Origin of the sequence: Moryella indoligenes, from assembly GCF_030812885.1 — a bacterium.
Lineage (GTDB): Bacteria > Bacillota > Clostridia > Lachnospirales > Lachnospiraceae > Moryella > Moryella indoligenes.
This window is the reverse complement of sequence record NZ_JAUSTO010000005.1, coordinates 156821-176161: the sequence shown is the minus strand read 5'-3', so window position 1 is coordinate 176161 and position 19341 is coordinate 156821. Positions and strand designations below refer to the sequence as shown.

The following is a 19341-nucleotide window of genomic DNA, read 5'->3' as shown; positions in this document are numbered from 1 at the left end:
AAACCGGAATGCAACCTCCCGGAGGGTATTCATTTATAAGCAACTATGGACTCAGGTCAGGGTGAGAGGGGTTGCATCTCGTTTTACAAGTGAGGAATGTAATGGGGGTCGCATACCATTATTTTACAATAAACCCGGTCTTTTCGGAGGCCGGGCTTTTATTTTATCAAAGAGATCGGCCATCTGGCCGGATCTCCACCGAGTAAAAAGACTGCCGCACTAATCCTTAGTGCGACAGCCCCATTCTTAAAAAAATTTACCGCTCATTCTAAAGCATTTCTCCACGTGCAAACCTTACTTACCAGATCATCTCCCGCACTACACGCATTAGCGTTACCACCCAAGACAGCGCCGCAAGCCCCACCAGAACAAAGAAAATCCCGTCCGCCAGAGCGGTATGGGCAAGATACCACGGGCGGAATACTGTGATAACCAATGCCCCGTACAGCAGCGGTACGGACAGCCGCAGCGTCTGCGCCAGATAGATGATCCCTCCCATCAGCGCCAGTCCCAATGATAAAACAGCATACATCATGTTCCGAGCCTCCTTCTTCAATTTGCGGTATGTTACCATCGGCAGACAGACTTTACAAGAACCTGTCTGCCGATTTTTTTGCTTTGGGTGTCAATAAGACACCCTTGACTGGACGGCGAGGGTGTCTATTGCACACCCTGGATCTCAAAATTTTTGCAAAATTTTTGGATTTTTTGTTATTCACCATGCTGTTTTTTAGGGAGGGGTAGTGAGGGGGTATCTGAAAAAACAGAAAACCGCTTTCGGCAACATTGCCGGAAGCGGTTTAGAAGTTCAAAGCCGTTGGTAAACACCCGCCCGTTCGCCCCGTGCCGCCCTGTGCGGCGTTCTTCCGCAATGGGCAGCATCCCTGCCCATCCCCTCCGGCAGAGGCTCCCACAGGCGGCGTGTGGGCGAACTCAGTAAACAAGAGTAAAAGGAGAGCCTATGGAGCAAAAAGCCAATATCACCATCGACAATCATCATATCACCGTGGAGCGGATGCGGACAGCCTGTGGGCGGGAGATTCGAGTCATCTCCGTGTTTCCCCGGCACGGCAGTGAAACCGTGGAGGACAAGCTGAAAGCCCTGGCGGAACTGGACTTCCGGCAGGGAAAGCTGTGCGCGTAAAGTGCTGGACATTTCAGGCCGTTCGGGGTATTGTGGTGTCGCAATGCTCTGAACGGTTTGACAAAGAAAAGGAGGGCTGTATGAATCAGTCAAACCAAATCAGGAAAACCGCTCTTTACTGCCGTCTCAGCCAGGACGATGGGATAGAGGGCGATTCCAACAGCATCCAAAATCAAAAAGCTATTTTGCAGAAGTTCGCGGAAGATCACCATTTCCCCAGCCCCTGCTTTTATGTGGATGACGGTTTTTCGGGAGGGAATTTCCAAAGACCGGCGTTCCAGCAGATGATCTCAGACATGGAAAACGGCGAAATCGGGATCATTGTGACCAAGGATCTCAGCCGCCTCGGTAGAAATCAGCTCCACACGGGACTCTACATCGAAGAACGATTCCCCATGTTCGGCGTCCGCTACATTGCCATCAATGACAATGTGGACACCGACAGCAGTGAGAGCAACGACCTCATGCCGTTCAAAAATTTGTTCAACGAGTGGTTTATTCGGGACACCAGCCGGAAGATCCGTGCGGTTCTGAAGGCCAAAGCGGAACGGGGCGAACGGCTGGGGACCAGAGCGCCTTACGGCTACCGAAAGGACCTGGATACGAAGAAACTGCTGGTGGATGAAGAAGCGGCAGCCATCGTCCGCAGGATCTTCGCCATGTGCGCCGGCGGCAGCGGTCCCAGTCAGATTGCCCGCATTCTCAAGAAAAAGCAGATCCTGACGCCCACCATGTACGCCTACACCAAGTACGGCATCACGCACGTGGGGCTGGATACACAACGACCGTATCACTGGTCTGGGGATACCGTGGCGGATATGCTGGAAAACGAGATCTATCTGGGCAATACCGTCAACATGAAGCACAGCAGCAGATCCTACAAGGACAAGCGAAGGGTCGAACATCCAAGAGAGGAGTGCATGGTCTTTGAGAACACCCATCCCGCCCTCATTACGCGGGAGGTCTGGGACATGGTACAGAGGGTGCGGAAGAACAAGCGCCGTCTGACAAAGATGGAAGAACAGAACAAGTATTCCGGCCTTGTGTTCTGCTCCGACTGCGGCTCCAATATGGTGCTGCACCGGGCACATACCATGTCCACCAGCTACAATCACTTTACCTGCCGCACCTACAAGAAGGATGGAGGAGCCTGTACGGGCCACTACATCCGGGAGTGTGTTCTGGACGAGATCGTACTGGAGGACCTGCGCCGGGTGACGAACGCGGCGCGGGAACATCCGGAAAAGTTCGCCGCCTACATTGGCAGCAAGCAGTCCGCCGAACTTCAGCGGGAGATCCGCAGGCAGGAGAAGAAACTGGCAGCCATGCGGAAGCGGAAAGCGGAACTGGACGCAATCTTCAAAAAGCTGTATGAGGACAGCGTGCTGGGCCGCATCACAACAGAGCAGTTCCAGATGCTCTCCGGCAGTTACACGGAAGAACAGAACCTCATCACTGTCGGAATCCCACATAAAGAGAATGAGATCCAGCGCCTGCGGGAAACGGTGAGCGGGACGGACAGCTTCCTTGATAAGGCGAAGCGGTACACGGATATCACGGAACTGACGCCGGAGCTGCTGCGGCTGTTTATTGAGAAGATCGTAGTCCACGAGAAAGAGGTAAAGTGGTCTAAACACGCGCCCCAGACCGTGGAGATCCACTACAACGGCATTGGCTATGTCGGCAGTGGTCAGCAGGATGTGGAAGAAACGATGGAAGCACCGGAACCCCTACAAACCCAGGACACAGAGAAGCCCCGGCAGGCATCGTAAACACGATGACCTGCCGGGGTATCCCAGGAATCACTTGTTACCCCTGTGAGGGGGGAGCAAACGTTTTCCGGGGTTTTTTATGCCCAGAAGTTTTGTTGTCATGTGTCTTCACCTGTTATCAAAACTGAATATAGATATCTTACATAGAGAGTCAGCTTATTCTTTAGATTTGTGAAGAATGGGTTGGAGCTTTTTTGGCGTTTTTTCTGCCCGACCACTGCCTGTCAAAGAGAAAAAACAGTATGACTGATGCGTCTTCGGTACTCAGCGAAAAGAGTCTTCTGTCCTTGCAACAGGAGGCTCTTCTGGCCTATAATAGAGCTGTCTGCCGGAGAACGGCGAAGCAATCGGGGAAGGGCTGCAAAGTCAGCAGAGGTATTTTTATGCGATATGAGGGAGATGTTTACCGTCCGCCGAGTGAGGCGCGGAGTCTTATTATCCAGGTGACAATCGGATGTTCTCACAATCAATGCACCTTCTGTCATATGTATGCGGACAAGCAGTTCCGCATACGGAAGAAGGAGGAGATCATGCAGGATCTGGATGAGTGCCGGGAGATGTACGGGCCCTGGGTTCAGCGCGTCTTTTTTGCGGACGGAGATGCACTGATTGTGCCGACAGATACCCTGCTGGAGCTGCTCCAGTATGTACACAGAAACTTTCCGGCTGTCGAGCGCATCACCTCCTATGGCACGGCAAAGGATGTGCTGAGGAAGTCTGAGGAGGAGCTGAGAGCGCTCTCGGAGGCCGGACTTCAGATGATATATTTGGGAGCGGAGTCCGGGGACGATGCAGTGCTCCGGGCGATCTGCAAGGGAGAGACCGCGGCGGAGATCATTGCAGCTGGCCAGAAGCTGAAGCGCTGTGGCCTGAAGACCTCGGTGACACTCATTTCAGGGCTCGGCGGAAGAAAGGGAATAGAGGCACACGCGGTTCGCTCGGCGGAGCTGATCAATGCGATGAATCCGGAGTATGCCTCCATACTGACCCTGCATCTCACGGAGAATTCTCCCATGGCGCAGGAGATTGCACGGGGCGAGCGGGAGCTGCTCGTACCGGATGAGATCGTGCTGGAGACGGAGCTCTTTTTAAAGCATATTGATTCTCCGGGAACAGTGTTCAGGACCAATCACGCCTCCAACTATGTGGTTCTTGCCGGAACCTTCAATGAGGACATTCCGAGACTTTTAAGGCAGCTGGAAGAGGCAAAGGAGAAGCAGCGCTATCGCCTGGAGGCATGGAGAAGAAGACTGTAGCGATTGGAGAAAATGCGGGCTTTGGTCTGCATTTTCCCGCTATAAAAAGAAGAAGACATATAAGGAGGCTGAATGATGAGAGAGGGCAGTGAATTAATAGAGCAGATCGAGGCAGTGGCGCGGAGAGCGGGAGAGATCATGCTCTCCGCGTCGGATATTGAGCGGAAGACATCAGAGAAGGAGGGCCACGGCAATTTCGTGACGGAATATGATCGAAAGGTGCAGGAATTCCTCTTCCAGGCCCTGAAGCCGCTGCTTCCGGAGGCTCACTTTCTGGGGGAAGAGGAGGGAGAGGAGTGCTTTCGCGAGGAATATCGCAGCGGTTATACCTTTGTGATCGATCCGATCGACGGAACGGCCAACTTTCTGGCCGGGATACGCCCCAGCGTCTGCTCAATCGCGCTGCTTGCGGACGGAGAGCCTTGGCTCGCTGTGATCTATAATCCCTATCACGACATGATGCTTCACGCGGAGCGGGGAAAAGGCGCCTTCTGCAACGGGAAGCGAATTGGCTCCTGTCAGCGTGATCTTGCGCACAGCATGGTGCTTTTCGGAACAGCTCCCTACTATGACGGGCTTCAGGACCTGACCTTTGCGCTTGCGCGTCGCTATATGAATCTCAGCATGGATATTCGCCGTCTCGGTGCAGCCGCATGGGATCTCTGCCAGATGGCGCTCGGCGCTGCGGGAGTCTTTTACGAGCTGCGTCTCGGTCTCTGGGATTTTGCGGCGGGGGCTCTGATTGCAGAGGAGGCCGGCTGCATCGTCACAGATATTGAGGGGAGACCGCTTCGCTATGACGGGCCCTCCGGTCTGGTTGCGGCGTCCGCCGGAGTTGCGCGGGAGGGACATTATCTTCCGGAGGAAATACTTGGATTCCAGATGAAGGGAGAGGAAAAATGAAAATTGACGCATATGGAAAGCCCTGTCCCCAGCCAGTTGTGCTGGCGCTGAAGGCGCTCGCAGGACTTCCGCAGGGAGAGATACTGGAAATCAAAGTGGATAATGAGACTGCTGTTGAGAATCTGAAGCGCATGGCGGAGCAGAAGCACTGTGACACGGAGATCGAAAAACGAAGCGACGGATGGAAACTTTCTCTCCGGCCGCGGGAAGCTGCGGAGAGCGATCTGAGGAGCGAGACGGAGGATCAACGCCTCATTAGAGAACTGAACTGCGCACTGCCGCAGAGTGCGGAGACACTGCATGCGCGCATTGCCGCCAACACAGTGATCGCGTTTGGCAGTGCCGTGATGGGGCAGGGGGACGACAGGCTCGGAGCACAGCTCATGAAGGGCTATATCTTTGCGCTCACGCAGTCGGAGCAGCTGCCGAAGCAGCTCCTCTTTTTCAACGGCGGTGCGCGCCTCACGACTGAGGGCAGCGAGTCCCTTGCGGATCTTCAGCAGCTCTCGGAGCGCGGCGTGGAGATTCTGACCTGCGGAACCTGCCTTGACTTCTATGGAATCAAGGAAAAGCTCTGCGTGGGGGGCGTCACAAATATGTATGCGATTTCAGAGAGTCTGCTCTCTGCGGACAAGGTGATACGTCTCTGAAAGGAGCGTCTCGATGATCTATCTCAATCAGGCGGCGACCTCCTTCCATAAGCCGGACTGTGTGCGTAAAGCCGTGCTGGAGGCGCTCTCCGGGATGGGCAGTGCTGCACGCGGGGCCTCAGCGGCAGAGCTCTCTGCCGCAAGGCAGATCTGGGCTGTGCGGCAGTCAGTTGCGGAGCTCTTTGGCTTTGACGCAGCGGAGCGGGTGGTATTTACAGCCAATGCGACGCAGGCGCTGAACACTGCGATTTTTGGCCTGCTGAACCCCGGAGATACAGTGATCGCGACAGATTGGGATCACAATTCTGTGCTGCGTCCTCTGTATCGGCTGCGTCAGCAGGGAATCCGGCTGGAGTTCTGGCGTGCCGATGCGGAGGGGAGACTCTCGCTCTCCTGGCTTCGCCAGCGGCTGAGTGACAGCACCCTGCCCACTCCGAAGCTTGTGATCTGTACCCACGCCTCCAATCTCACCGGGGCGGTTCTTGATGTCTCTCAGATCTCGGCGCTCGCGCATCGCGCCGGTGCGCTGTGTCTCGTCGACGCCGCGCAGAGTGCAGGAAGCATTCCGATCGATATGCGGGAAATAAAGGCGGATCTGCTCTGCTTTACCGGCCACAAGGGGCTCATGGGACCACAGGGTATCGGCGGCCTTCTGGTCGCTCCAGGGGTGGAGCTGCGACCGCTGATCAGCGGCGGGACCGGCATTCGCTCCTATGAGCGGGCGCAGCCGGAGAACTATCCGGAGCATCTGGAGGCGGGGACTCTGAACGGGCCGGGGATCTGTGGTCTCGGCGCCGCGGTGCGTTATCTGCAGACGGTCGGCGTGGAGAGCGTACACAGGAGAGAGCAGGGGATTCTGAAAAGCTTCCGGGCGCAGCTTGGAAAAATTGAAGGAATACGGATTTATGGGGCAGAGGAGGGGGAGCACAGCGCGACGATCGCCTTTAACCTCCGGGATATTCCCTCCGCGGAGCTTGCGGATGCGCTCTCTGAGCGCTACGGCATCACGACGCGGGCGGGCGCACATTGCGCCCCCCGCATGCACGCCGCGCTTGGAACCAAAGAGCAGGGGGCAGTGCGCATATCCTTTGGCTGTTTTAATACGGAGGCAGAGCTCATGCAGGCGGCAGAGGCCGTGCGTGAGCTCGCGGAAGAGAGAGGGGGAGAGACATGAAGGAGGAGCTGGTTGTCAGCTTTTTCTCCACCGCGGATGCGATGCGGGCGGAGGAGCTGTGTCGTGCAGCAGCTGTTCCGGGACGTCTCATCCCGCTGCCGCCGGATATTCATGCGGACTGCGGTCTTGCGTGGCGGCTGCCCATAGAAAAGCGCCCGGAGCTTGACCGGGCGCTGGAAGGGAAGCTGAAGCCGGCCGGTTTCTTTCGGCACAGCTTCCGCTGGTAGCATAAAACATTCAGAGCTTTTTTACTTCATCGGAGAGCGCGCGGTAGCGCTGGCGCACCTCCGCCATAAATTCCAGCTCGATTTCTGTGGCTTTCTTGTGCTCCTTGGTAATGATGCCGAAGCGCAGATGCTCCGAGCAGTTCTTCAGTGGAATATTTACCACGTCGTACAGCGAGCCCTGATAGGGGAATTTGGCGATGCCTATGGTGTAAAAATTGGTGGCGGAGAGCAGGCGTATCTGCTCCATGCGGTCATTGACATAGATGATCTTCGACGAGTCGTTCAGATCTATGATGCCCTGCTCTGTGGAAATGTGGTAAAAAAAGTCCTCGTACTGACCGATATAGCGAACGAAGCCGTAGGAGAGCAGGTCATTGATATCCATCTCGTCGATGGGGCCCGCCTTCAGCAGCTCGTGCTTTGCGGAAAGAAACACATAGGGCTTGAATTTGGCGATGGAGGTGAATTTCAGCCGCTTGTTTTCAAAGTTGCGCATGATGGTATCTGTCTCATGCACGGAGAAGTGCACGACGCCGATCTCAGAGTAGCCGTTCGCCACGTCATCGATCACATCGCTGGTGCTGGTCTCGTGCAGGCGGAGAAAGAGATTCTCCTGATCCTGATGGCGCGCGCAGACCTCATTGAAGCAGACGGCCGTGTGAGAGAAACGGGTCATGGAGACGACCAGGCGGCTGCCCTGGCGATGTGTCTGGCTGATAAAGTGATCGAGACTCTCCATCTCATTCAGTATCACCTTGCAGTGGGCCAGGAAGCTCTCCCCGTTTCTGGTAAGCCGTGAGCCCTGGTTGGTGCGCTGAAACAGATCGAAGCCGACCTCCTCCTCGATGCTCTTGATAATATGGCTCAGCTGTGGCTGCGAGATGTACATGGCCTTAGCGGCCTGGTTGATCGAGCCGTATTGAGCGACACCGACAAAATACTTCAGATTTTTTGTGTCCAAAAGAAAGCTCCCCCTTGTCTGTCGTGTTCTATTATTTTAACATATTTTTTGTGCATTGACAGACATATTGAGGTTTCGTAGAATAAGAAAAGTAATTTGCGCCCATGGCGGAATTGGCAGACGCGCTGGATTTAGGTTCCAGTGGGAGACCGTGCAGGTTCAAATCCTGTTGGGCGCATACAGATTAAAAATCAGGATTCTCCCTCTCACTGGAGAATCCTGATTTTTGCATTGCGCCAGCGGAAGAAGGGTGATTATCCGTACTAATTTGGAGAAAAATGATATTTAAGCGAAAAAAGTACTTGCAAAATAGTTGTAAAGTGCTATATCTAGAGATAGAAATATATTATATGTTATATATGATTTGTCTCGAGAGGGTTTTACCAAATGCTGAGAGATCTGAAGGACGATGGAGTAATCTTCGCCAAGGGCGAAAAGGTCAGAAAAACGACATATAAGGAGCAGGCTTATAAACTGATCCGGGAGGCAATCCTTTATCAGAGACTGAAGGCCGGAAAGATTTATTCTCAGGAAGCATTGTGTGAAGAGCTGGGGGCCTCCAGAACTCCCATCCGAGAGGCTTTATTGGAGTTGCAAAAAGAGGGTTATCTGGTATTTTGCAGAGGAAAGGGAATTAAAATCGTCAGCCTGGATCAGGAGGCAATCCGCGAAATACTGGAGGCTCGATTATATTTGGAGCGGATCACGGCAAAGCTGGCGGCGGAGCGCGCAGACAAAGAGGATATGAGGTACATAGAAGCCTGCCTTCTGTCAGAGCACGAGGATCTGATCATTCACAGAGAAAAAAATGATATTGCGAAGAGCTATCAGCTGGATCACCAGTTTCATCGGGCAGTTGCAAAGGCATCGCATAACAGACAAATCTACAATATGCTTGACAATATTCTGAATATGTATCTGCGCTTTGAGACACAAACGGTCTATCACAATGCCTCTTCTGCAAATTCTATTTTAGAGGAGCATGATGCCATTTTTCACAGTGTTGCAAATCATGAGGCGGAAAAAGCGGAGGAGGCGGCGGAACATCATCTGCTGCGTGCTTATCGGAGGACGCTGAAAGAATACTGGAAGGAGTGAAGATGCGGGAGTGTGATTTTTTAAGATTAGTAATATATTACATATTTCTTATTGGGAATGGAGGAGGAGGATGGAAGAGAAAGATTCGATTTATATGTGGCCTTCACACTGGGGGAGACCGGTTGCACATGGATCGCAGGGGGCTGTCAGCAGCAATAGTGTCTATGCGACACGGGCAGGACTTTCGATTCTGCGAAACGGAGGCAATGCGTTTGACGCGGCGACAGCTGTGGCACTTGCTCTGTCTGTAGTGGAACCGCATCATTCAGGCATCGGAGGCGGATGCTTCAGTCTCCTTTATTCCGCAGGTGAGAAAAAATGCTATGCGATAGATGGCCGTGGTGTGGCTCCGATGCAGGCAACGGAGCATCTGTTCATGAGGGATGGAAAGGTTCAGAGTGAATGGAAGGATCTGGGAGGACAGTCCGTGGCGGTTCCGGGTCTTTTGAAGACCATCGAGACAATCTTAAAAACGCATGGAACAATGGATTTTTCTGAGGTGGCGCAGCCGGCGATCCGGCTGGCAGAGGAGGGATTTGGCGTCAGCTTTACGGGAGCCCTGACTGTGGAGGACGATTCTGTCAGAAGAAAACTGAAGCTGTCGGGGGCAATGAGAAGGCTGTATCTTAAGGAAAATGGATCGTGCTATCAGTTTGGCGAACGCCAGAAAAATCCAGAACTTGCAGAACTTCTGAAAAACATCTCCCGCCAGGGGACGGAGTATTTTTATCAGGGTCCGTGTGCCGGGGAAATCGTAGAATGGATTAACCGGCGAGGAGGATGTTTCACTCTTGCAGACCTCTCAGAGTATAAACCTCGATATCGTGAACCGATGAAGACATCCTATCGTGATTGCGAGGTGGTTGCGTTTGCGCTGCCGAGTGGGGGCTCCACGGTTCTGGAGATGCTGAATATTTTGGAACATACAGATCTCAAGGCATGCGGGCACAATAGTGCGGCGAGTCTTCATGCAATTGCGGAGGCTATGAAAATTTCTTTTGCTGACAGAGGCGCTGCGCTCGGAGATCCGGATTTTGTTGCGGTAGATGCGGACAGGATAATCTCCAAGGAGTTTGCAAAAGAGCGTTTTCAAAGAATTGGAGTGAAAGCAGAAGATTATGCAGCGGGACAGGAACTGGATCTGAAGGAGTATCCGGGAAACACCTCTCATTTTTCGGTGATGGATCGTTGGGGAAACGTAGTCTCTCAGACACAGACCATAAGGGACTGGTTCGGCAGCGGAATCGTGGTGGACGGTCGTGGTTTTGTACTGAATAATGCGATGTCTGATTTTTCAGCCGCGGAGGGAGAGATGACAAGTCAGGGATTGGCGTATGGAAGCGCAAATGGAATTCAAGGAGGCAAAACGCCGCTGTCCAGCATGTCGCCATGTATTCTGTTTCGTGATGACAGTCCATTTCTTGCCATCGGCGCAGCAGGCGGGCCAAGAATTATTAGCGGTATTTTGCAGGGAATTGTCAATGCGGTAGATTATTCCATGACGCCGGAAAGACTGGTAAATCTTCCTTACATCCATGTCATTACAAATAGGCAGGGGCTGGAAGCGGAATATGGGATTTCTGAGGACACCCTGACTCTGCTGGAGAAAAAAAACCACCATATTGTGCGAACTCAGGCGGCGGAAGCCATGAGTGTGATGCTGAATAGTGTGATGTGCCGGGGAACGGAGTTCTACGCAGCCGGAACAGGAAGGGTAGATGGTTGCGGCGGTGCACTGCTGCCGGATGGAAGCTTTATTTTGGAAGGTGTAAGCCAGGAAAAATAATCGGCGGGAGCTGATTAAAATTTGCAAAATGCAAAAATAAAGGAGGGCTTTATGAAAAAGGTAATATCATTTGTATTGGGCATGGCAATGATGTCGGCGCTGGCAGGATGCGGAGCGAAAAAGGCGGAAGCGCCTGCTGCGGGTGGAGCAGCACCGGCAGCAGAGCAGAAGGTATATAAAATTAATTACGCCAATACGGTTGCCGATTCCAATCCGCAGGCAATCAATGCAAAGTGGATGGCAGATCGCATGAAAGAGCTCTCTGGCGGCAGGTTGGAAATGACTGTATTCAACAATAATAAGCTCGGAGCGTTCAGTGACTGTTTCCAGCAGATGCAGCAGCCGGGTGGTACAGTGCAGATGGGAGATGTATCCTCTGCTTCGGTCACACAGTTTTCCGATCTCTACACACCGTACGCACTGCCGTTTCTTTTCAGCAGCAAGGAGCAGTCCTTTCAGTATTTTGATAAGGGGGAGACGATAAAAGCGATAGAAGACAGATTTCTGGAGCAGACCAACGTCCGTGTACTCGGATACTTCTATAACGATGCGCGCGCATTGACAAACAGCAAGAGAGCGGTCTCTTCCCCGGCAGATATGAATGGGTTGAAATTACGCGTGATGACCTCGGATGTGTATATTAAGACCTTTGAGTCTCTTGGGGCAGCGCCGGTTTCCATGCAGTTTTCCGAGCTGTTCAGCGCACTTCAACAGGGGGCGGTCGACGGACAGGATAATGGTTTGATTCTTTCCATGGACTCCAAGTTTAATGAGGTTCAGAAATATTACACGGATCTTGGACATGTGCAGGACACCTCCGTCATCTTTATTTCGGAGCAGTTCTACCGGTCTCTTCCGGAAGATCTTCAGCAGATCGTTGTTCAGGCAGTGCAGGAAGCGGTAGACAAAGAGCGTCAGGATTATGCGGACAAGCTGGACAGTTATCTGGAAGAGATGAAGAAGACGATGGAAGTAACCATTTTGACCGATGCGCAGAGAGGAGTATTTAAGGAGAGCTGCCGGCCGGTTTATGACTGGTATCGTCAGGCTTATCCGGATTACGATCTGGATGCCATTATGGCAGATATTGAGAAATATTGATTGCTTGCTGATTGAGAGGCAGCGGACAGGGGGATATCCCGTCGAGCCGCTGCCTGATAAAATGGGGAGTCTGCATATGAAGATGCTAAAGTTTCTGGATGATTATCTGGAGGAGGTGATTTGTGTTTTTGTCCTTGCGGCAATGACGCTGGTTATCTTTTTGCAGATTGTAATACGGGAAATCAGTGCTTTTGTCCAATTGCCAATGGCCTGGTCGGAAGAAATTGGACGTTACTTGTTTATCTACGCCGTCTATGTGGGAGCGGCATACGCAGCCAAGAAACTGGCGCATCAAAAGGTTGATATCCTGCCGGTTTTGGCAGGGACAAGAGGAAAACTGATCTTTCACCTGATCTCGGATGCAGGCGTGCTCCTCTTTGCCTTGGTGATGGCTGTATACGGATGGCAGGTAGTTCAAAATGTTGCGTTCGTTTTTGTTCAGAGGGCACCAGCGACGAAAATAAACATGGGAATTGCATATGCCGGGCCGGCTCTGGGAATGACACTTTGCATTTTTCGCTCTGCTCAGAATATTTTTTTCCATATAACAGAGTATCGTTGCATCCGAAGCGCTGAAGCAGAAAAGAAAGGAGGCAAAGACTGATGGGCGGACTTACCATTGTTTTGGTGTTTTTGGTCTGTGTATTTGCCACGGTTCCGATCGGTTTTTCCATTGGCCTTTCTGTGGTAGCCTATGCGCTGATGACAGGCTCAATAAATATGGATTACATTGCATCCGGATTGTTTGCATCCTGTGACTCCTTTCCCCTGATGGCAATTCCGTTCTTCATCCTGTCGGGAGCGCTGATGGAGGGCGGCGGTTTGTCGAAGCGGCTGGTTCAGTTTTTTGATGCCGTTGTGGGTCATTTGACAGGAGGTCTCGCCATTGTAACCGTCATTACCTGTATGTTTTTCGGCGCAATTTCCGGATCCGGACCTGCGACAACCGCAGCAGTTGGCGCCATTATGGTGCCGACGATGGTGGAGAAGGGGTATGATAAGCGCTTTGCCATGGCGCTTGTTGCGGCAGCCGGGTGTCTGGGCGTGATCATTCCCCCGAGCATTCCCATGGTGACTTATGGAATCTCAACGAACGCTTCGATCGCCACAATGTTTATGGGCGGTTTTATGCCGGGCATCTTACTTGGTCTGCTCCTGATCCTGACGGCAGTTCATATCTGCAAAAAAAATGGATTTACAGGAAACGGAGAGAACTTTAGCTTTAGAAAAGTGAGAAAGAGCTTTAAGGAGGCGTTCTGGGCCATTCTGTCACCGGTGATTATCCTGGGAGGTATCTACAGTGGCCATTTCACGCCGACAGAGGCGGCGGTTGTGTCTGTTGTGTACGCATTGATGGTGGGAGTCTTTGCCTATAAGGAGCTGAACTTAGAACGGATCGGAAAGAAATTTGCGGAAGCGGCGTCCACGCATGGAACGGTTAATATCATAGTGGGAACCAGCACCATACTCGGACGCGTCCTGACGCTGGAGCAGATTCCCGATCAGATTGCGACCTCTATGATTCGTTTTACAGATAACCGTATTGTCATGCTTCTGATTATCAATCTGCTTCTTCTTGCCTGCGGATGCTTGCTGGAGACGAATTCCTCGATTCTGATTCTGGCTCCGATCCTGTTCCCGGTCGCTGCATCCTACGGCGTGGATATTGTGCATTTCGGCATTATCATGGTGATTAATCTTGCGATTGGCTTTATTACACCTCCAGTCGGTGTTAATCTTTTTGTGGCCTGCGGAATTGGAAATATACCGTTCGCAGATTTGGTGAAGAGAATTATACCTTTCCTGGTGGCGCTGCTCGTTGGCTTAATTCTGATCACCTATGTTCCGGCGATCGCTTTGACCTTACCCGGCTTATTGGGGTATGGCAGATGAAGTTTCATACTCAGATAGCGCAGCAGAGAAGCGGGCGGAGTTTTGTCTCCTCCCGCTTCTCTGCTGCGCAGAACCTCCTTGACCGGAAGACAGGAAGCCGAACGCCTTCAGATATTTTTGGCTTTCGGGCATGCGCAGCGGCACTTCTGTGATAAAATAATTGCGTCCGATATCGGATCAATTTTGAGCCCTTCCGCAGGAGAAGGAGAGGAGATTGGTATGAGAAAGAATATCATGAGGATCGTGATGGCGGCAGCAGCGCTGCTTTTGCTCTCCTGCGGGGAGAGGATGAGCAGGACAGCCGCAGACCCGGCGGATTCGGGCACTGGAGAGGAAGCGGAAAGCTCTGTATCTGAGACGGCAGAAGCTTCCGCCGCCGCGTCCGCACCGGTAGAAGTCGGGAGCGGAGAACCTGCATCAGCCGTGTCGGGACAGGAACTTGTGGTCACGAGGCACAAGCAGGAGGGAAAGCACATGGTAAGCGCAGCGGGACTTACCATCAGTGTGCCGACCACCTTTGACGGACTGGCAGCGGAGGGGGCAGAGTTCAGCGGTGACGGAGACATCGTGAAGGCCGGTGCGACGGGGAGCTGCCGCGTGAAGTATAGGGGCAGCTTCAACAGCATACGCATCAATGTGAAAAACAATCAGGACTACAGCATGGCAGTGCGGGAGTGTACCGTGAAGGGGATTGAGATCGGGAGTCAGCAGCCGGATCCGGAGCTTACGCTCTACGGCATCCCAATGGGCGCAACGCGGCAGCAGATCGCAGATGTCTACGGCGAGCCCTTCAGCAAGACCTTTGATGATGCGGACGGTATGTCCAATATGGTCTACCAGTTTGGCACGGATATCTACAGCAATCAGGTCGTGATGATACTGTTCAGGAATGGACGGGCAGTCGCAGCGAGCTACGACGATTTCTCACTGGTTGTCAACTGAGCTCCGCTCGCGTGCCCGGACGAAGACGGGATGGTAGTGGAGGTACACGAGGAAGGCGAGCGAAGTCACGCACCAGGTCAGCGGATAGGCGAAGACCAGAGTGAGGATATCTCTGTGCAGCGGAACTGCGACGACGATCCAGACAATGCGCAGCACACATACACCGAGGCAGGTCATGAGCATGGGAATCCAGCTGTTGCCTATGCCGCGCAGGGCACCGCTGTAGATCTCGATCACAACATAGCTCACAAAGGTCGGAACCAGAAAGCGCAGCACGCGCATTCCGATGGCCAGCACTGCGGCGTCGGCGGAGAAGAGCGCCAGCATATAGTGGCCGAAGAACCAGAGCAGCGTGGAGAGCAGCACAGTGGTTCCGAAGCTCAGGGCCAGACAGCTGCGTATGCCCTGCTTTACGCGGTCCATCTTCCCGGCGCCGTAGTTCTGGCCCACGAAGGTAGTGATGGAGATGCCGAAGGCGTTGATGATCATCCAGTAGAGCACGTCGACTTTTCCGTAGGCGGTCCAAGCGGCGATGGTATCGGTTCCGAAGGCGTTGACCTTTGCCTGAATGATAATGTTGGAAATGGTGTACATGGTGCTCTGCAGTCCGGCCGGGAAACCGACGTAGACCATCTTCCTGAGCCAGCTACCCTCGATGCGGAGCTGCTTCAGTCGGATCTCAACGCCCTCCTCACTGTGGTGCAGGATGAGTACGACCATGACGGCGCTGACAAGCTGCGACAATATGGTTGCCAGTGCCGCGCCGCGAACGCCGAGCCTGAGCAGGAGCACAAAGATCAGATCGAGGATGATGTTGGTGATGCAGCTCGCGATGAGAAACCAGAGCGGACGCTTTGAATCGCCGATCGCGCGAAGGATCGCGGCGCCCATGTTGTAAATGAGACTCGGGATCATTCCGAGAAAATAGATGCGGAGATAGGCGGAGGCGTCCGGCATGAGCTCGTCCGGAACAGACATCGCGCGCAGAGCCGCATTTGCGCCGAGCAGTCCGACTATCGTGATGATTGTTCCGCTCAGGATGGCGAAGGTAAAGGCCGTGTGAACGCAGCGCTCCACAGCGCGCTGATCTCTCGCGCCGTAGTACTGGGAGATGATGACACCGCAGCCGGAGGAGAGCCCCACAAAGAAGCCGACGAAGAGATTGATCAGTGTTCCAGTGGTGCCGCCGACTGCCGCTAGGGCTGTTTTTCCGACAAATCGTCCCACGACGATAGCGTCGACGGTATTATAGAGCTGCTGAAAAAAAGTGCCGAACAGTATTGGGAAAAAGAACAGGAGCAGCTGTGCCGCAATGGGCCCCTCGGTGATGCCGGGGAGTTGTTTTTTTATGGAAGTATGCTGTGGCTGCTGTGTGCGCCTGACTGCCGGTGAACGCATCTGGAAATCCTCCTGAGTGCAGAGCTTTGCTTTTTGTGCGATGAATCTGAAGAGTGTACTGTGCTCATATGCGCGATCATCATAGCACAAATTTTATAGAACGCATGCAGAAATATAAGAAAAAAGCAGATAAAAGTTAGTAAAAAATAAAGGCAGAATAGTCAGATAATAAAGAATATAAAACGCAATATATTTACTTATATGTCTTTAAATAAAAACAATAAGAATAATATACTGAAAATTAATAAATAACTTGACAAAACAGATCACGCTGAGTATAATGAGCTCAAGAGTTAAGGATAAAACAAACGGGCAGAAAGAAGTAGAAATTCCGTATTACGTTTCAGGTTTTTGGAGAGTTACCGGATCGCGGACCCGTCGATACGGAATATAAAAGGAAGGAGGTACAGTCCAAAGTACAGTTAAGATTTCTGAATTCTGTGTAACAGGGAATGCTTTATGAGAGCAGGATCTCGGAATTCAGACAGGAAAACCGATCATCAGAATCAGAGCTTTTAAAATAAAATTGCAGAGATGAAAGGATATGCGGAGCCCGGGAAAGGTGCAGCGCGACAGTTCCTTTTCAGAAGTGAAGCATGACAGCCGAATAGTAGGACCGGAAATTCAGCTGATGAGGCCCTGCAGACATGGAGTCCTTGAAAGCGACAGGCAACAGTAAGCTGGCAGATTTCAAAGGTCGCGGGAGCAGATCAGAGGAAGACGGAGCCGAATGCGAGCAGTGCATTAGCCGGAAGGATACAGAAGCGAGACGCAAGGAGAGGCAGCAGCATGATCCAAAGCACGTAAATCTGTGACGAGAAAGCAGAGACGTGAGACACTGCAAGGATCAATCAGATCAAAGTAAAATACAGAGATGAATGTATGATCGGGGGAGTAAAACTGAATAGAAATCCAAATCCATAGAAAGAGAGGTTCAGTCCCTTGGATTTAACAACGATTTCCGAATGAAGTGGGTATCGGTTCGCAGTATAAGAATCGGTACCCACTTCTCGTTGTGTCCGGGATATGCTATACTGAAAGCCGCTTTATCAGTCAGGTTCTGCGCTGAAGAGAAAACGGCGCAGGTTGTCAGAGGTTAAATGAAGGAGCTTTCATGAGCAAAAGAGAAAACCCCACTCCAAAGAGCCCGGATGAGGGAGGCGGATTTAAGAACGGACAAACTCTGCTGATCATTGTGATCGCAGCATTGCTGACACTGGCGGCGGTCAGCTTTCTGCGGGGGCAGATGAAGCAGGGGTCAACCAAGGAGATTCCCTACAATCAGTTTCTTCAGATGGTTGACGATGGATCGGTTCAGGCAGTTGTGATCAAGAACGGGCAGATCAGCATTGAGATGAAGCCGGAGGCAAAGGGCTACTCTGCAAAGACCAGCTATTATACCGTGCGCATGGACGAGGACGGTGAACTGGCGGAGCGTCTCTATAAGGCTGGGGTAGAGACCCGGAGAGAACGGCAGGATACAGCTGCAATTATATATTCTGTCGTGAGCTTTGTATTTCCCTTCCTGATGGTGCTCTTCTTTATGAATTTTATGATGCGGCGCATGGGCGGCGGCGGGATTATGGGGGTTGGAAAGTCCAATGCAAAGCTCTTTGTTCAGAAGGAGACAGGCATCACCTTTGCAGATGTCGCGGGAGAGGATGAGGCGAAGGAGAGTCTCACGGAGATTGTAGATTTTCTGCACAATCCGCAGCGCTTTACTAAAATCGGCGCAAAGCTTCCGAAGGGGGCTCTGCTCGTGGGACCGCCCGGAACTGGAAAGACACTGCTGGCGAAGGCTGTCGCGGGGGAGGCAAAGGTTCCCTTCTTCTCACTCAGCGGTTCGGATTTTGTGGAGATGTTCGTCGGTGTCGGGGCCTCCCGTGTGCGCGATTTGTTCCGGCAGGCGCAGGAAAATGCGCCCTGCATTATTTTTATTGATGAGATCGATGCGATCGGCAAGAGCAGAGATTCCCGCTTTGGCGGAAATGATGAGCGGGAGCAGACGCTGAACCAGCTGCTCTCGGAGATGGACGGCTTTGATTCCTCCAAAGGACTGCTGGTGCTCGGTGCGACGAACCGCCCGGAGATACTGGACCCGGCTCTGCTTCGTCCGGGACGCTTTGACAGAAGAGTGATTGTGGAGCGCCCGGATCTGAAGGGGCGCGTCGCGATCCTGAAGGTTCATGCCAAGGATGTCCTGATGGATGACACTGTGGACCTGGAGGCAATTGGTCTTGCAACCAGCGGAGCGGTGGGGTCGGATCTTGCAAACATGATCAATGAGGCGGCGATACTGGCCGTCAAGGGGAACCGAAAGGCAGTCAGCCAGAAGGATCTCTTTGAGGCGGTGGAGGTGGTTCTTGTCGGCAAGGAGAAGAAGGACCGTGTGATGAACCAGAAGGAGAGACGCATTGTCTCCTATCACGAGGTCGGTCATGCGCTGATCAGCGCCCTTCAGAAGAATTCGGAGCCGGTGCAGAAGATCACGATTGTCCCGCGCACTATGGGGGCGCTGGGCTATGTGATGTATGTTCCGGAGGAGGAGACGTATCTTAAGTCGCGGCGGGAGCTCGAGGATATGCTCGTCAGTCTTCTTGGCGGCAGAGCAGCAGAGCAGATCGTATTTGGCAATGTCACGACCGGAGCAGAGAATGATATTGAGAAGGCCACCGGAATTGCGAAGGCCATGGTGACAAAGTACGGAATGAGCAGTAATTTTGGCCTCATGGGGCTCGCGCGGACGGAAGATCAGTATCTCTCCGGCAGAACCGTGATGGACTGCGCGGATGTCACAGCGGCACAGGTCGATGAAGAGGTGAAGAAGATCCTGAAGGACGCCTATGACAAGGCGCTCTCCATGCTCGCGGAAAATCGCGATGTGATGGACAAGATCGCAGATTTTCTGATCAACCGGGAGACGATTACTGGAAGGGAGTTTATGGAAATCCTCCGGAGAACGAAGAAGATGGAACCTCCGTCATCGGAGAAAAAGGTAATACTGGTTTAAAGAAAAGAGCAGAGATCCGTGGATCT

General features: G+C 52.6%; 17 protein-coding genes and 1 tRNA gene. 15 read left to right on the top strand and 3 right to left on the bottom strand.

The window, feature by feature from the left end; all coding sequences use genetic code 11:
• Positions 1-298 precede the first annotated feature (298 nt).
• Positions 299-532: a hypothetical protein gene (locus tag J2S20_RS05695; RefSeq protein ID WP_307254096.1), complete on the bottom strand. Its 234-nt coding sequence runs from the start codon at positions 530-532 to the stop codon at positions 299-301.
• A gap of 429 nt (positions 533-961) precedes the next feature.
• On the opposite strand from J2S20_RS05695, the gene J2S20_RS05690 reads away from it, so the two are divergent.
• From J2S20_RS05690 to J2S20_RS05660, 7 genes are all read left to right on the top strand, one after another.
• On the top strand, positions 962-1144 hold the full coding sequence (locus J2S20_RS05690) for a hypothetical protein (RefSeq protein WP_307254094.1): 183 nt from the start codon (positions 962-964) through the stop codon (positions 1142-1144).
• A gap of 80 nt (positions 1145-1224) precedes the next feature.
• The gene (locus J2S20_RS05685; RefSeq protein WP_307254091.1) at positions 1225-2916 is read left to right on the top strand and encodes a recombinase family protein; all 1692 of its coding nucleotides are present in this window, start codon (positions 1225-1227) and stop codon (positions 2914-2916) included.
• A gap of 242 nt (positions 2917-3158) precedes the next feature.
• Complete coding sequence (locus tag J2S20_RS05680) at positions 3159-4172, top strand: radical SAM protein (protein ID WP_330692765.1); 1014 nt, start codon at positions 3159-3161, stop codon at positions 4170-4172.
• A gap of 72 nt (positions 4173-4244) precedes the next feature.
• The gene (locus J2S20_RS05675) at positions 4245-5075 is read left to right on the top strand and encodes an inositol monophosphatase family protein (protein ID WP_307254088.1); all 831 of its coding nucleotides are present in this window, start codon (positions 4245-4247) and stop codon (positions 5073-5075) included.
• Positions 5072-5725 (top strand): sulfurtransferase-like selenium metabolism protein YedF, encoded by a 654-nt coding sequence (yedF, locus tag J2S20_RS05670; RefSeq protein WP_307254086.1) that lies wholly within the window; start codon positions 5072-5074, stop codon positions 5723-5725. Before J2S20_RS05675 ends, yedF begins: the two co-directional genes overlap by 4 nt.
• Positions 5726-5738: 13 nt before the next feature.
• Positions 5739-6899, top strand: a complete 1161-nt coding sequence (locus tag J2S20_RS05665; RefSeq protein WP_307254084.1) for an aminotransferase class V-fold PLP-dependent enzyme — start codon at positions 5739-5741, stop codon at positions 6897-6899.
• The gene (locus J2S20_RS05660) at positions 6896-7126 is read left to right on the top strand and encodes a putative Se/S carrier protein (RefSeq protein ID WP_307254082.1); all 231 of its coding nucleotides are present in this window, start codon (positions 6896-6898) and stop codon (positions 7124-7126) included. The genes J2S20_RS05665 and J2S20_RS05660 overlap by 4 nt, the downstream gene beginning before the upstream one ends.
• A gap of 10 nt (positions 7127-7136) precedes the next feature.
• Here the strand turns inward: J2S20_RS05660 and J2S20_RS05655 are convergent, their stop codons facing one another.
• Positions 7137-8087: a LysR family transcriptional regulator gene (locus J2S20_RS05655; protein ID WP_307254080.1), complete on the bottom strand. Its 951-nt coding sequence runs from the start codon at positions 8085-8087 to the stop codon at positions 7137-7139.
• Between the two features lie 98 nt (positions 8088-8185).
• On the opposite strand from J2S20_RS05655, the gene J2S20_RS05650 reads away from it, so the two are divergent.
• The 7 genes from J2S20_RS05650 to J2S20_RS05620 all read left to right on the top strand — a co-directional run bounded on the left by J2S20_RS05650 (position 8186) and on the right by J2S20_RS05620 (position 14907).
• A tRNA-Leu gene (locus tag J2S20_RS05650) sits at positions 8186-8265 on the top strand.
• A 209-nt stretch (positions 8266-8474) separates the two neighbouring features.
• The gene (locus J2S20_RS05645) at positions 8475-9185 is read left to right on the top strand and encodes a GntR family transcriptional regulator (protein ID WP_307254078.1); all 711 of its coding nucleotides are present in this window, start codon (positions 8475-8477) and stop codon (positions 9183-9185) included.
• Positions 9186-9255: 70 nt separating this feature from the next.
• Positions 9256-10971, top strand: a complete 1716-nt coding sequence (gene ggt / locus J2S20_RS05640) for a gamma-glutamyltransferase (RefSeq protein ID WP_307254076.1) — start codon at positions 9256-9258, stop codon at positions 10969-10971.
• Positions 10972-11022: 51 nt separating this feature from the next.
• Positions 11023-12072, top strand: a complete 1050-nt coding sequence (locus tag J2S20_RS05635) for a TRAP transporter substrate-binding protein (RefSeq protein ID WP_307254073.1) — start codon at positions 11023-11025, stop codon at positions 12070-12072.
• A 76-nt stretch (positions 12073-12148) separates the two neighbouring features.
• Positions 12149-12676: a TRAP transporter small permease gene (locus J2S20_RS05630; protein WP_307254070.1), complete on the top strand. Its 528-nt coding sequence runs from the start codon at positions 12149-12151 to the stop codon at positions 12674-12676.
• Positions 12676-13965 (top strand): TRAP transporter large permease, encoded by a 1290-nt coding sequence (locus J2S20_RS05625; RefSeq protein ID WP_307254068.1) that lies wholly within the window; start codon positions 12676-12678, stop codon positions 13963-13965. The genes J2S20_RS05630 and J2S20_RS05625 overlap by 1 nt, the downstream gene beginning before the upstream one ends.
• Before the next feature lie 219 nt (positions 13966-14184).
• Positions 14185-14907 carry a hypothetical protein gene (locus J2S20_RS05620; RefSeq protein ID WP_307254067.1) on the top strand — a complete coding sequence of 241 codons (723 nt, stop codon included), beginning with the start codon at positions 14185-14187 and terminating at the stop codon, positions 14905-14907.
• Here the strand turns inward: J2S20_RS05620 and J2S20_RS05615 are convergent.
• The gene (locus J2S20_RS05615) at positions 14890-16305 is read right to left on the bottom strand and encodes an MATE family efflux transporter (protein WP_307254065.1); all 1416 of its coding nucleotides are present in this window, start codon (positions 16303-16305) and stop codon (positions 14890-14892) included. The genes J2S20_RS05620 and J2S20_RS05615 overlap by 18 nt on opposite strands.
• Before the next feature lie 1114 nt (positions 16306-17419).
• Here J2S20_RS05615 and ftsH point away from each other — a divergent pair.
• Positions 17420-19315 carry an ATP-dependent zinc metalloprotease FtsH gene (gene ftsH / locus J2S20_RS05610; protein WP_106612515.1) on the top strand — a complete coding sequence of 632 codons (1896 nt, stop codon included), beginning with the start codon at positions 17420-17422 and terminating at the stop codon, positions 19313-19315.
• The last annotated feature ends 26 nt before the right edge of the window (positions 19316-19341 follow it).

Excerpts from the sequence above, each read along its gene's own strand:
- J2S20_RS05680 (WP_330692765.1), top strand. The coding sequence starts at position 3,159 with ATGACTGATGCGTCTTCGGTACTCAGCGAAAAGAGTCTTCTGTCCTTG.
- J2S20_RS05665 (WP_307254084.1), top strand. The coding sequence starts at position 5,739 with ATGATCTATCTCAATCAGGCGGCGACCTCCTTCCATAAGCCGGACTGT.
- J2S20_RS05685 (WP_307254091.1), top strand. The coding sequence starts at position 1,225 with ATGAATCAGTCAAACCAAATCAGGAAAACCGCTCTTTACTGCCGTCTC.
- J2S20_RS05695 (WP_307254096.1), bottom strand. The coding sequence starts at position 532 with ATGTATGCTGTTTTATCATTGGGACTGGCGCTGATGGGAGGGATCATC.
- J2S20_RS05690 (WP_307254094.1), top strand. The coding sequence starts at position 962 with ATGGAGCAAAAAGCCAATATCACCATCGACAATCATCATATCACCGTG.
- J2S20_RS05630 (WP_307254070.1), top strand. The coding sequence starts at position 12,149 with ATGAAGATGCTAAAGTTTCTGGATGATTATCTGGAGGAGGTGATTTGT.
- J2S20_RS05620 (WP_307254067.1), top strand. The coding sequence starts at position 14,185 with ATGAGAAAGAATATCATGAGGATCGTGATGGCGGCAGCAGCGCTGCTT.
- yedF (WP_307254086.1), top strand. The coding sequence starts at position 5,072 with ATGAAAATTGACGCATATGGAAAGCCCTGTCCCCAGCCAGTTGTGCTG.
- J2S20_RS05625 (WP_307254068.1), top strand. The coding sequence starts at position 12,676 with ATGGGCGGACTTACCATTGTTTTGGTGTTTTTGGTCTGTGTATTTGCC.
- J2S20_RS05645 (WP_307254078.1), top strand. The coding sequence starts at position 8,475 with ATGCTGAGAGATCTGAAGGACGATGGAGTAATCTTCGCCAAGGGCGAA.
- ftsH (WP_106612515.1), top strand. The coding sequence starts at position 17,420 with ATGAGCAAAAGAGAAAACCCCACTCCAAAGAGCCCGGATGAGGGAGGC.
- J2S20_RS05660 (WP_307254082.1), top strand. The coding sequence starts at position 6,896 with ATGAAGGAGGAGCTGGTTGTCAGCTTTTTCTCCACCGCGGATGCGATG.
- J2S20_RS05675 (WP_307254088.1), top strand. The coding sequence starts at position 4,245 with ATGATGAGAGAGGGCAGTGAATTAATAGAGCAGATCGAGGCAGTGGCG.
- J2S20_RS05615 (WP_307254065.1), bottom strand. The coding sequence starts at position 16,305 with ATGCGTTCACCGGCAGTCAGGCGCACACAGCAGCCACAGCATACTTCC.
- J2S20_RS05635 (WP_307254073.1), top strand. The coding sequence starts at position 11,023 with ATGAAAAAGGTAATATCATTTGTATTGGGCATGGCAATGATGTCGGCG.
- ggt (WP_307254076.1), top strand. The coding sequence starts at position 9,256 with ATGGAAGAGAAAGATTCGATTTATATGTGGCCTTCACACTGGGGGAGA.